At 49.0% G+C, this 14,394-nt stretch carries 4 protein-coding genes; 3 read left to right on the top strand and 1 reads right to left on the bottom strand.

Features of this window, described 5'->3' with window-relative positions; translation table 11 throughout:
- The first annotated feature begins 12 nt into the window (after positions 1-12).
- The gene (locus tag ABJO30_07380) at positions 13-2,196 is read left to right on the top strand and encodes a type I secretion system permease/ATPase (protein MEP3232633.1); all 2,184 of its coding nucleotides are present in this window, start codon (positions 13-15) and stop codon (positions 2,194-2,196) included.
- Between the two features lie 3 nt (positions 2,197-2,199).
- Positions 2,200-3,522 carry an HlyD family type I secretion periplasmic adaptor subunit gene (locus ABJO30_07385; GenBank protein ID MEP3232634.1) on the top strand — a complete coding sequence of 441 codons (1,323 nt, stop codon included), beginning with the start codon at positions 2,200-2,202 and terminating at the stop codon, positions 3,520-3,522.
- Positions 3,523-3,530: 8 nt separating this feature from the next.
- Here ABJO30_07385 and ABJO30_07390 read toward each other — a convergent pair whose 3' ends face one another.
- On the bottom strand, positions 3,531-5,720 hold the full coding sequence (locus ABJO30_07390; GenBank protein MEP3232635.1) for an adenylate/guanylate cyclase domain-containing protein: 2,190 nt from the start codon (positions 5,718-5,720) through the stop codon (positions 3,531-3,533).
- 167 nt (positions 5,721-5,887) lie between these two features.
- On the opposite strand from ABJO30_07390, the gene ABJO30_07395 reads away from it, so the two are divergent.
- Entirely contained in the window at positions 5,888-14,329 is an 8,442-nt protein-coding gene (locus ABJO30_07395; GenBank protein MEP3232636.1) for a tandem-95 repeat protein, read from the top strand.
- Positions 14,330-14,394 lie beyond the last annotated feature (65 nt).

Below are 14,394 nucleotides of genomic sequence, written 5' to 3' on the forward strand. Positions count from 1 at the left end.
TAAGGTTAGTTTATGGCGAGTGATACGACACAACCTTCAACGGTCGTCTACCTTAAAGATGATAGTGGTAGCGATGGGCGATATTTGCCTGTTGTCGAATGGCTTGCTTCCGAGTTTTCTCAACCCTATTCAAAAGCGGCGGTATTGGCTGCAGTGCCAGATGGGTTTGAGCGAAAAGACGGCACTGTGCTGGCGCGTGCTTTGCAAGAGGTTGGCTTAAAATCAAGCCTTGTGGTTCGTGATCTGCGGGAAGTTGATCCGATTGTTCTGCCTTGCGTTTTGTTTTTAAAAAATGGCCAACCGATTATCCTGACGGGTTTTGCAAATGGGCGAAAACATGCCCGCATTATTGACCTTTCCAAGGGTGAGTTTGAAGAAGAGATTTTGGCCCGCAAACTCCGGCGCGAAGTGCAAAAGTCGCTTTTGTTTGTAACCGAGCAGGCAAGCGCAACAGCGCAACGCCTTGGGCCAGAAACCCGAGCAATGGCGAGTGACAAAAGTCATTGGCTGTGGAAACCATTGCGCGATAATTGGAGCGCTTGGGCGCAGATTGTTGTGGCAGCGCTTGGCATCAATTTGTTCGGTCTTGCCTTGCCGATTTTCGTCATGAATGTTTATGACCGTGTGATCCCGAACCTTGCGTTCGTGACATTATGGACATTGGCCATTGGCGTTTTGATTGCCCTTGTGCTGGATATGATTTTGCGCACGGTGCGGGTCAATGTTTTGGAACTTGCAAGCAGGCGTATTGATCTTGTGATTGCGTCCAAATTGTTCCGCCAAGCCATGCGGGTTAAACTGCTGTCACGTTCGGGTGGTGCAGCCGGAATGGCAAACCACATTCGTGACTTTGAGATGGTGCGCGATTTCTTCGTGTCGTCGAGCTTCGTTGCGATGATTGATCTGGTGTTTATCGGGATATTTGTCACGGTTTTATGGGTGATTGTTGGGCCAATTGCTATCGTGCCGTTGTTGGCGGTGCCTATAGTGGTTTTGCTTGCCTTCTTCGCTCAAATCCCCATTGGGCGCACGGTAAAGCAAAGCCAGCAACTTTCGACGAAGCGTCATGTTGTGCTGGTGGAAAGCCTGCTTGGTATTGAAACCATCAAGAGCGTCAACGGTGAACCAACGATGCAACGTGAATGGGAAAATGCCATTGCTGCTTCTGCACGGATCAATGGCAAAACCCGCTTCTGGTCCAACTTCGCAACCAGCGGTACGCAACTCATTCAACAGGGCGTCAGTGTCGTGATTATCTTCTGGGGTGTGTTTCTCGTGTCTGAGGGCGCAATCACCGTTGGTGGATTGATTGCGGCTAATATACTGGCGGGCCGCGTTTTGCAGCCCCTTGGTAATATCTCCCAAACATTGATCCGCGCGCAGCTCGCATTGAAAGCGATGGCTGCGATTTCTGACCATATGCAATTGCCTGTTGAAGGTGGCGACACAGTCGTGAGTGATCTGCGTGTGAAGAAAGGCGAGGTGTCGCTCAAAGGTGTCACATTCACTTATCCAGGTGCACCGGAACCGGCATTGAAAGATGTGAGCTTTGATATCAAAGAAGGCGAGACGGTAGCGCTTTTGGGACGGGTTGGTTCTGGCAAGACAACTCTTGGCAAACTGCTTTGCGGGCTTGTCGAAGCAGAGAGTGGACTTGTCTTGGTGGATGGCCATGAGCTTGCCCAATTTGAACGGGCAGAGCTTCGCGACGGTATCGGCTATTTGCCGCAAGACCCAGAGCTTTTCACGGGCACCATTCGCGAGAACCTATTGTTAGGCCAAGCACGGGCGACGGATGAAGATCTAAACCGCGCCTTATATTTTGCGGGTATGGATACATTCATTCAGGAAAACCCAGAAGGCCTCAATCAGTTTGTTGGCGAAAAAGGCAATCGACTCTCAGGCGGACAACGGCAAGCAGTCGCCATTGCTAGACTGCTGCTGCGGCGGCCAAAGTTATTGTTCTTGGATGAACCAACCAATGCAATGGATAGCCAAACAGAAACGACGGTTATCTCTCGTCTTAATGAGTTGAAGAAAGAGGGCGTTGGTATGATCTTATCAACCCACCGCAATTCTTTGGCTGCCATTGCTGATCGTACGATCATCATCGACAAGGGTGTTAAAATTCTCGACGGAACGAGCACGGACGTTATGACCTTGTTGAAGAAGAACGCAGCAAAGAAGGGAGGGTGAGATATGTTTGGTCAACAAGTTGAAGAAGAATATATCAATAAGATTTCCAAAGCCGATGCTGTCTCGCGCGGGCGCAGCCAATGGCCGATCCTCACTGTTTTCATCATTGGTGTGATTGCTTTGATGACATGGGCAAGCCTCTTTGAGGTGGAAGAAGTAACTAAAGGGATAGGCCGTGTTATTCCTTCCAGTCAGCTGCAAGTGGTTCAAACCCTTGAAGGCGGTATCATTCGTTCTATTGCGATTGAGGAAGGTGATGTTGTTGAGCAAGGCCAAGCCTTGATGCAGATTGATGATACAAGTTTTTCTTCGCAGCTGGGTGAATTGACCGAGCGCGAAACGGCTTTGATTGCCGAACAAACACGCCTAGAGGCTGAGGCTGGACTGAAAGAGGAGCTGATCTTTCCAACTGATTTTGAGAAAGATCATGCGCGTGCCGTGAATGCAGAACGTCAAGTTTTCCGCTCCCGCCAAACTCAATTGGCTCGTGAGGTGGATGTGCTGCAAGATCGCCTCACTCAACGCCGTGCAGAGCTTGTTGAGATGGAGGTTACAGGCAAGAAACTTGAGGCGATTATTGAGCCTTTGAGGAAAGAGGTGAAACTGACAAGAAACCTTTATAGGAAAGGTGTTGTGCCGGAAGTCGAATTCCTTCAATTGCAATCTCGTCTTGCTGAACATGAAGGTGATCTTGCCATTGGGGTGGCAAGTATGCCGAGAATTGAAGCCTCGATCCGTGAAGCAGAAAATCAAATCAAAGCGTCTGAGACATCGTATATTCTCACCTCACGGGAGCGCTTGGCGACCTTGCAGGGAGAACTTGCTGTTGTTCAAGAAACTTTACGGGCTGCAACCGACCGTGTGACGCGCACCCAAATTCGTGCACCCGTGCGCGGTATTGTGAACAAGATCAATAAGACCACCATTGGTGCGGTTTTACAGCCCGGCGTTGATATTGTTGAGATCGTGCCAATCGATGATGGCTTGCTGATTGAGGCGGATATTCGCCCGCAAGATGTGGCCTTCATCAAACCAGGTGAAACCGCCTCTGTTAAGATCACCGCTTATGATTATCTGGTCTATGGTGCGCTGGAAGGTAAAGTGGTGCGCATTGGTGCTGATACGATTGAGGATAAAGAGGGCGAAAAACTCTTTCGCGTGATCGTGCGCACGGAGACCAATCATCTAGGCAGCGATGATAAAAAGCTTCCTATCATCCCTGGTATGGTTGCGAGCATTGATATTCAAACGGGCAGTAAAACAGTACTTACCTATTTGATGAAACCGATTTTGAGGGCACGATCAGAAGCCCTTCGCGAGCGCTGAGCTGCAGCTTATTTAGATGTTGCCGTGTAGACACCATCCCAATATTGGCCGGGTGGGTTGGCTCCAAATTCGCCAATGCGTGTCTCATACAAGAACAGATAATCATCAAGACGAAGGCCCAAGCGCCCGTCCACTTCACGCAACATGCCGACAGCATCAAAGGCGGATGCCCAATCTTGGTTGCGGTAGGCTGTGAGCATGGATTTGTTCAATGCGCGGACGGCTTTGAAGTCTGTGTTTTCCGCCATTGTCTCATCGCCAAATAATCCGAAAATGCGCTCTGGCTCGTTCTTGCCTTTTACGCGGATAAGGTCGAGCTCTAAAACTGCAAACCGATCAGATACGGCTTTCGCGGTAAGGGCGCCTAATACGATATCCACGCCATAGGTTTTTGATTGGCCTTCAAGCCGTGAGCCTAAATTTACGGTGTCGCCAAGGGCTGTATAGTCAAAGCGGTTGCCGCTACCCATATTGCCGACCACGCAAGAACCTGTGTTGATGCCTATGCCGACATTGATTGGTAAAACCTCTTCACCGTCTTCTGCTTCAGCTTTGCGTTGTTGGTTTAGTTGCTCAACGTCAGCCATCATTTTTAACGCAGCGCGGCAGCTATCTCCTGCATGATCTTTTTCATCAAGCGGGGCATTCCAAAACGCCATAACTGCATCGCCCATAAATTTGTCGATGGTGCCTCTATGATGCAGGATCGCATCTGATAACACGCCCAAGAAGTCGTTCATCAGTTGGGTTAGGCCTTGCGGGTTTTCTTTGAAACTCTCTGCAATCGTAGTGAAGCCGCGCACATCACTGAACAATACGGAAAGGTCTTTCGTCTCGCCGCCCAATTTTAATTGCTCAGGGTTGTCTGCTAATTGGCTAACAAGGGCAGGGGATACATATTGACCAAAGGCGCTTCTAATTTCCCGCCGCTGCCGCTCCTCGCGGATATAGTTTGCAGATGCCATGAGCAAGATTACTACGAGGGCAGCAACCGTTGGATAGGCAGGGTCTAAGAGTAGGCGTTCAGTATCAAAATAATAGTATGAAACACCGATATAACCACCCATGAGAACAAGTGTACCGCCAATGGTCAAAAGCGCCCCAAGAGCAGGCACCAACAAGATGACCAATAACCCTAATGCGGTAATCACAACCAGTTCGACAGCCACGGCATAATTGGGCCGGACGAGCAAGGTTTTCGACATAATGTTTTCCAAAACCTGCGCATGAATTTCCACCCCCGGCATGGGGATACCTGTTGGGTTAGCCCGAAAATCCTCAAGTCCGATGGCGGATGTGCCAACAAAAACCAGATGGCCGCGAAGGCGCGTTGCTGGCATTTTACCCGTTAGAAGGTCCGCCGCTGAAACAAAGCGTGTGCGTGATGAGGGGCTGAAATAGGGCCAAACTGATCCGTTGTGATCTGTCCTTAGAAGTTGTTTTGCAACCACAACACCGGAAATGCCAGCATCATCTGTGCGCACAGCAAAAGCATCACCGCCCGTGGCAACACGGAGTAATTCTGTTGCAAGGCCAAGACGGATTTTATCCCGCATCATCATGACCAAAGGCAATCTTCGATGGATGCCATCGGGATCTGGGCGCACGGTGAAAACGCCACGGCCCGCGCCCGCTTTTTCAAATTCGGGAAGGTTTTGGAGTAAGTCGGGGAATTTCAAAAGATAAGGCGTTGGGTCTTTTCCAAGAAAGGCTTGTTGAACCTCGGGAATTGCTTGCTCGCTATTTGACTTCGAGTGGTTGCTGCGAAGACTTGTTTGCCCAAGGACAATGCGTGATTTCGAGATGGCTTCGGCTAAAATCGCATCGTTTGAGGGTAGGCTTGATAATTCTGCACGTAATGCATCGGAGAAGTTTGGGTTGTTTTCTGCGATGTTCTTCGGTGATAAACGGTCTTTTTCCGAGAAAACAATATCAAGCGCAATGGCAACCGCGCCGCCTTGTGTCGCCTTTGTTAGTAGATCAGCGATGGTACTACGTGGCCACGGCCATTGGCCGATTTCTGCAAGGCTGGCATCATCAATATCTATAATAGAAACCGGTTGCTTGCTGATCTCACGAGGTTTTATTCGTTGATAAAGATCGAATGCCTGATTGCGCAAATTGGTCACAACCACTGGGTCTAATATGCGTAATGCTATGAGTGCTGCAAGTAGGGCAAGGCCAACAATTCGGCTCAATCCAATTTTCTTGAATAGAGTGAAAAATTTGCTGTGTGACAAAGTGCACCTCACGTGCGGCGGTAAGTAAATATCTAGAAAATATGAAACGGAAAAATGCTCTTCAAACGGGACATTAATCAATGGTTACGTTATAGATGAGCATGGCAAAGAACTAGAGGTATATTATGGTTTTGTCCACTTCGTCACCAATTTCCGGTGATGCCACTGAATTGTCTGTATTTTCAGACGTAGGTAGCAAAATTATTTTACCCTCAGCATCGCTTCTTTTTAAGGGTGATTATGAGCGCGATGGACCTGATTTATTGGTCTCTATGGATGGTGAACAAACAGTCCGTGTGGTGGACTATTTCACCCATGCTGATGCGCCGGCACTCTATGCCGCTGATGGGACATCTCTGAAAGGTTCAATCGTTGAATCTCTCGCTGGTCCTCTTGCGCCTGGTCAGTATGCGCAATCTGGTGCTTCTGCTGGCGTTGATGCTATTGGGCAAGTGGAAGAACTATCAGGAAGTGCGACTGTTCAACGGGCCGATGGCACGACGGAAACATTGCAGATTGGCACCAAGGTTTTTCCAAATGATGTGGTTCAAACAGCCGATGGGTCAAAGGTTTCACTGACCTTCATTGACGGTACAATTTTCACGCTGGCTTCTGCCTCGCGGATGATTTTGGACGAGTTGATTTATGATCCGAATGGCTCTGAGAACTCTGGTATTTTCAATCTCGTTGAAGGTAGCTTTGTTTTCATCGCGGGACAGGCTGCCAAAACAGGTGGTTTGGAAATCAACACCCCCGCCGCCACAATGGGTATTCGCGGCACGACGGTGCGTGTTGATATCGTAACTTTGGATGGCAAAACGACTGTTGAAGTATCATTGAACCGTGACCCAGATGGGGAAACGGGTATCTTCACTTTGACCGACCTTGATGGCAATGAGATTGCGACGATCGATTCAATTGATTCAAAATGGATTATTTCTCCTGTAGAAGGTGAAACCCGCGAAGTTGACCGCACAACAACCGATATCGTTTCTGATCAAGTGTTGATCACGGATGCAGTCAACGCGTTTCAGTCAGCAACGCAACGGGTTCAGCAAGGTGGGAACTTTGTTGAAAACAACAGTCCTACTGAACAACAAGATGGCAATGAAGGTGAACAAGACGCAGCCCCAGAAGAGAGCGGACAAGAAGAGGGCGGACAAGATGCAGCACCTGACAGCACTAATCCTAGTGATGCGCAGCAAGAAAATGGTGCTGAGGAACAGGACCAAAGTCAGCTCGATAGTAGCGGCATCGAAACTGATTTAGCAGACTTTGAAGGCGGCGATCAGGAGAGTAGCGTTGCTATTCCTGAACTTGAAAATACCAATGCTGAGGCTGGTAATTCCAACAGTGAGACTGACGGCTCAATCCAAGTAACAGCGCTGCAAGAAGGTGATCAAGAGATTGAAACGATCGTTGATCAAGAGACTGTGGCGGAGGATAATGTTGAAACTGGTGATTTGCCAACTGACACACCTGATGTCGTTGATAATGGCCTATCCATTGACCTGCCGACCTTAACAACCAGCGTTGCCGAAGATGGTTCGATTGGAATTTCTGGTTTCTCCATTGTTGGCCCTGATGGCGGGGTTGCGATCGTAACCTTGGTTGCTGGCTCTACTGTATCGTTAGCGCCTAACAGTGGCGTAACGATACTAGTTGGCAGCGGCGTAGATGACGGCACCGTGCAAATTGAAGGTACGTTCGATCAACTCAATGCGGCGCTCAATGGTGATGGAACAGGTCCTAGCCTGATTTATACTCCTTCTCCCAATGAGGATGATTTTGGTACTCTTGATATAACCGTCGAATTTGATGGAGAGAGCGTGTCGTCACAATTGGTGATTGACATTACCCCACAACAAGATGCGCCAACAGCGGTAGATGATACGCTGAATATCGGCGAAAACGGGACGCTTGCGGTTGGTAATTTGCTTGATAATGATAGCGACCCAGATGTTAGCCCAACACCGGATGTACTGACAGTTGTTGAAGCTTTTGCTGATGGGTCATTGGTTCCTTTTGGTGTCACAACCGCCTTGTCTTTCGGTGGTACATTTGTGGTCAATGCCAACGGGTCTTATTCTTTCAATCCAGGAACTGATTTCGACGACCTTGCTGCTGGTGTGACAGCTACCGAAACCATTAGTTACCAAATCACAGATGGCAACGGCAATTTTGACGAGGCCGTGCTCACGATCACGGTAACGGGGGCGGATGATGCTCCCTCTATTACGACGGCCAATTTTGCAGCTGTAACGGAGGGTGATACAGCAACTGTCACTATAGTCGCGTTTCCACCATCCAGTGTATTGACGGCTAGTGACCCCGATGCTGGCGAAACACCCGCTGTTGTAAACGGTAGCCTAAGTCTTGCAGTTGCTGCTGGTAGTGACATTGGGACAACGGCAGATTTCACCGTCAATGCAACAGATGTGGAAGTTGATACCTCTGCATTTGATAGTCTTGCTGCAGGACAACAAGGCTTGTTTGAACTCAGCTTTGAAGTCGCGTCTGGTTCAGTTACGTCGACACAAACAACATTGATCACCATCAACGGTGAAAACGATGCGCCGATCGCCGCTGGCCTTACCTTGCCAACAGGGGAAGGCACCCCTGTTACGGGCCAGTTGGTTGCAAGCGATGTGGACACGGGAGATACGCTGACCTTCACTGCAGCTGGCGCGCCAGCAAATGGCGCTGTCATCGTGAACGCAGATGGTTCATTCACCTATACGCCGAATGCTGATTTCAATGGTGCGGATAGTTTTGACTTCATCGTCGATGACGGTAACGGCGGCACTGCGATGGAAACAGTGACTGTAACGGTCAATGCCGTCAATGATGTACCCGTTGCCTCTGGTCAGGCGGTCACGACAAATGAAGATGTGGCCGCGACTGGCCAGTTGGTTGCAAGCGATGTTGATGGAGATACGCTGACCTTCAGCGCTGATGGCACGCCTGCAAATGGCGCTGTTATCGTGAATGCTGATGGTTCATTCATCTATACGCCGAATGCTGATTTCAATGGTACGGATAGTTTTGATTTCATCGTTGATGATGGCAATGGCGGCACGGCTTCTGAAACGGTGACTGTCACGGTCAATGCCGTCAATGATGTGCCTGTTGCCTCTGGTCAGGTGGTCACGACAAATGAAGATGTGGCCGCGACTGGCCAGTTGGTTGCGAGCGATATTGATGGCGATACGCTGACCTTCAGCGCTGATGGTACGCCTGCAAATGGCTCTGTTATCGTGAACGCTGATGGGTCTTTCACCTATACGCCGAATGCTGATTTCAACGGTACGGATAGTTTCGATTTCATCGTTGATGATGGCAACGGCGGCACTGCGATGGAAACAGTGACTGTAACGGTCAATGCCGTCAATGATGCACCGACCGCGGCTAATGTGCCGACCCTTCTTAGTGCAACTGAAGACACCGCTATTAATGTGGATTTGTCAGGTACGACTTTCGCAGATGCGGATGGTGATACAATTACCGTTACGCTAGGCTTGTCGCAGTCGACATTTGCAGCCCCCGGGTCTGGTGCTGCGGCTGGTGTGACTGTCACACAAGTGTCGCCCGTATCAATCACGGTGATTGGCTTGGCCGCTGATATCAATACCTATTTTGATACGGTGTCGAATATCCAGTACGCTCCACCTAGTAATTCATCTGGAAATGATTTTGATCAGTTGACGATTACAGTTGATGATGGCGTTGCAGCTCCTCAACTTGTTGGAACTCTTGATGTTGATATTGCTGCCGTTAATGATGACCCAACAGCGGCGAATATGCCAGCCGACATCAACGTTGTGGAAGGTGTGGAATCACAAATTGATCTCTCAGGCATCACGTTCAATGATGTTGATAGCGCAGACATAATTGTCTCACTTGTGGTGAGTTCTGGTCAGTTTACCACCGTTCAACCCGGAAGCGTTATTGGCCCAGATTTGTCGGTCAATCTGTCGATGGTGAACTTCCAAGTTATTTCGTTGATTGGCTCAGCAGCGGACATTAATGCTTATTTGAACGACCCAGCAAACATCACCTTTACAGGTCAGATTGGCATAGCTGGTGATGATGCGGCGACCATTTCAATTTCGGCTAATGATGGCGATGGCAGTGGGGCGGTTAGTCTGGGAACAGTCAATCTCGACATTGCCGCGCAGAATGCTTCTCCGACGATTATGAGCGTACCGAGCGATTTTACTATTCAAGAAGACACACTAGAGACTCTCAATCTATCGACTATTGAATTTGGGGACTTGGATGGGGATACTCTTACGCTAACGCTGACTGTCGATAACGGCACGTTTGCTGCCCCCGGGGCGGCGGGTGCCATGTCTGGTGTTACCGTTACGCAAGACAGTGCGACCAGCATAACTATTGTTGGGCAAGCGGCTGATATCGAGACTTATCTCGATACAGTGACTAACATTCAATACCAAGGTGCGCTCAATGCTAATGGCAACGATGCGGCTGAGTTAACGTTGAACGTTTCAGATGGTATTTCGACGGCAACAAGTAACACGATCAATATTGACCTTTCAGCGGTGAATGACGCGCCAACCGCGACGTCTGTACCAACGGATATATCGGTTAGTGTAAATACGGCCTCTAATGTTGATCTTTCAAATGTGGTTCTTGCCGATGTTGATGGGGACCAGCTTACGGTTACCCTGTCGGTTGATATCGGTGAATTTGCAACACCAGCGATGGGGGGAAGCGTTACTGTCACACAAATAGATGCTGAAACCATTACCCTTGTTGGTTCTGCCGCTGATATTAATACCTATCTCGATACAGCATTTAACATCCAATTTATTGGCCCTGTTGACGTCACTGGTGAGGATACTGCGGAACTGTCCATTGATGTTGATGATGGAACCGTCAATGTGCCTGCTGGTCCTATAAATATTGATATTGAAAGTGCAAATGCAGCGCCTGTTATCAATCTTGATGGTTTGACGGCTAGTGAGCTTGTCACCAATGGTGACTTTGAGAATTTGGATACTGGTTTTGTAAACGGTGCTAATTTGGTTTCGCCAGGTGATGGCACAATTCCTGGTTTCACTGTCATTGATGCGCCGTCTCGAGTACTTGTTGGCACCAATCTTGGTGGTGGCTCGGGTAACGCTGCAATTGGTTTGGGTGGCAACCCAACGGGCGGATCAGCATCAACGATTCAAACCACAATTGAAACTATTGTGGGGCGCACATATGAGATTTCTTTAAACACCTCTGACCCAGCCACTGTTACAGGCAATGTAGCCTTTGCGTTTGTGGATACGGCGGCAGGTGAAAATGAAACTTTGTCTAACTCTGGCAATCCGGAAACTTTTCGTTTTGTCGCTGATTCCACAACGACGGTAGTGAGCATTCAAGCGCAATTTTCAACTGGTAATGGTTTGATTGTTGATAATCTTTCTGTCACAGAAGTGCGGCCAGATAACACCTTCGTGGCTCAAGAAGGGGCGAGCACTTCATTGGAAGGCATTGTCGTTGATGATGTTGATTCAGCAGGCAGCGCAAACTTTAGTGTAACGCTGACAGTGACCAACGGTACATTGAGCGATACGAACGGTAGTTCGCCTGTAACAATTACGGGCAGTGGCACAAATACATTGGTGCTCACAGGCACGCTTGCCGACATTAACAGTGAGATTGCGGGTGGCTTTGTTACCTATGATGGCGCGGCAGGCTTTAGAGGTTTGGACACGCTGACAATCACAGCCGACGACGGGGATGTTGCTGGTGGCGGTGGCGCGCAGAGCTTTACGCAGACTGTCGATGTTGTGGTTGGTAACACTGGCAGCATTATCGTTGGGACAAATCAGGCCGATAATAATGTTGGCACAGGTCAAGACGATATTATTTTCAGCCTTGATAGTACCAACGGAACTGATGTCGGTAATTTCTTGAATGGGAACGACGTGTACATTGGTGGCGCTGGACAAGAAGATGTCGATGGTCAGGCAGGTGATGACTTCATCTTTGGTGCTGGTGGCAATGACGTTCTCGACGGTTTCACTGGTAATGATACACTCTCAGGCGGTGACGGCGATGATACGCTCATAGATTTGGCGGGTGAGGCTGGCATTTATGATGGTGGCGATGGCCAAGATACGTTCAGTGTATCAAATGCAGGCACGATAGATTTGACGGCGACCGAAAATTCAGCCTTCACCAGCATTGAGACGCTTAACGTTTTCAATGGTGAAGTGAACGTACTGACCCTGGATGAGACAGACATTTTTGATCTTTCTGAGACATCGAATGCTCAGCTCGAAACCATTTTGGGGGCAAGCTTGCCGCAGAGCATTCTCATCGTCGCGGAAGCCGGTGATACGGTGAACTTGCAGTTGAATGATCCAATTCTGGCTAACTATCGCTTGGGGACACCAACCGGAGGCTTCACCATCGTTGAAGTTACGGATGGTGAGGGAAGTACCGTTTTGGCGACTATCGGTATTTCTGATGCCGCAACGGTTGTCGTTGAAGGGCTTAACAATGCCCCTGTCGTGACTACAAGCATGATAACGACCGCCTTTGACGAGGGTGACCCCGCCGTCGTTGTCAACAACACGATTGAAGTGACGGATGCGGACGGGGATATGATCACCGGTGCGACTGTTTCAATAACCTTGCAGTCTGGTGTGTTTGAAACAGGCGATGTTTTGAATTTCGCCAACACTGGTTCGATCACCGGTTCTTATGATGAAGCAACAGGTGTGTTGACCCTTGCAGGCACAGACACAGCTGCAAACTATCAAGCAGCTTTGCGAACAATCACATTTGAAAGCGCGCGCGAGGATCTAAATGATCTACTGCGCGATGTTGATTTTGTAGTCAATGATGGAACAGTCGATTCAGCTGCCGTAACCAGTGTTGTTAATCCAACAAGCGTCAACGATGCGCCGACTATCGATACATCAGGTGTTGTCGGGGTGGAAACGCTTGCCAATGGCAGTTTTGAAACGCCGGTGATTGGGTCGGGAAGCACAACTGTTCCATTCGGTCTTACTATCGATACAGAATTTATCGTTGGTGATGGCGCGAATGCTGCGACTGGTACGGGAAATGTTGATATTGTTGATACGGGCTTTATCAATGCTGCTGACGGGAACCAAGCGATTGATTTGGACGGCGATACCGCTGGTGCGATCACCACGACACTTACAACGGAGATCGGTGCTACTTATGAAGTAAGCTTCCAATTTGCGGGCAACCCAGGTGGAGATAATGGCGTTCGCTCTGCCAATGTGATTGTTGGCAATCAAACGCAAGCGATTTCGTTTGATACATCAGGCTTCACTTTCACCAACCTCGTTTATCAAACGCAAACCATTGTGTTCACAGCCACTGCAACGACAACCGAGCTCACCTTTGAGAGTTTGTCTGCGGATGGTTCTGATGAGGGCATTTTGATTGATGACGTGTCTGTGCGTGAAGTTGCTTCGACAGGAGTAGGGGTTGGTCTTCTTGGAAGTTTCACCTTCAGTGACCTTGTGTTTGCAGACCCAGATGGCGACCCGACCAATGCGACGGTGACACTGGCAGTAACCAATGGAACGCTTACTCTTGGCGCTGGTTCGACAGCGGGCCTCACTGTGGGTGGTGACGGGACGGGAACACTCACGCTTAATGGTGCACTCAGCGCGATCAATTCGTTTTTTGAAAGCGATGATGCTCTTACCTATGCAAATACATCTGGCGCAAATGGAGACGTAGATAATCTTTCCATTACCGTGAATGATGGTGGTAGCTTCGGTCAGGGTGTTGCGCAAAGCGCGACTACGAGCATTCCAATTTCTCTTGGTTCGAACACTATTGTTGGTACTGCCGCGAATAATACCTTGTCGGGCGGTTCTGGTGCTGATGTTATCGATGGACTTGCTGGCAATGATACGATTTCTGGCGGTGACGGTAATGATATTCTTTTCGGCGGTGATGGCGACGACATCTTGAATGGTGGCGATGGCGATGACCTTCTTGATGCTGGTGCAGGTGCCGATAGCCTGTTTGGTGACGCTGGTAACGACACGCTACAATCGATTAACGCCTTTGGTATTGATACCATCCTTGATGGCGGCGCTGGTGATGACAGCATCTTTGTCGATGATTTTGCGACGCTTCAAATTGAAGGTGGCACAGGGCGTGACGAACTTCGTTACTTCCAGTCAGGCAACATAGATCTGCGGAGTACTGGTATTATGATCGATGGCGTTGAAGCCCTGAACATTGAAAATGGTGAGACGAACACTTTGTTCCTCGATCTTGCTCGATTACAGGGCCTTTCCACCGATAGCGATACAGACCTCGAAGCTTTGCTTGATCAAGCCTTGACGGCTGGCCGCACCATTCTTGGTGATGCGGGTGATACCGTCAATGTTGAGGTTGATGCAGGGTTCACCTTCACTCAAAACACGGCACTTTCAACAGACCTACAAGATGAGAACGGCAATCAGCTTGATGTATTTGAATTTGTCGAAACAGGAACAGGCGACATCCTTGCTACTGTTGCCATTGAAGAACAGGTGACGGTTGTTACATCATAATTTGTGTGACACGTAGAATGTACGATTTTGCACGATTTTGAATGCAGTTGTTAAGCTATAAATGC

It is taken from the genome of Hyphomicrobiales bacterium, from assembly GCA_039973685.1.
Lineage (GTDB): Bacteria > Pseudomonadota > Alphaproteobacteria > Rhizobiales > JACESI01 > JACESI01.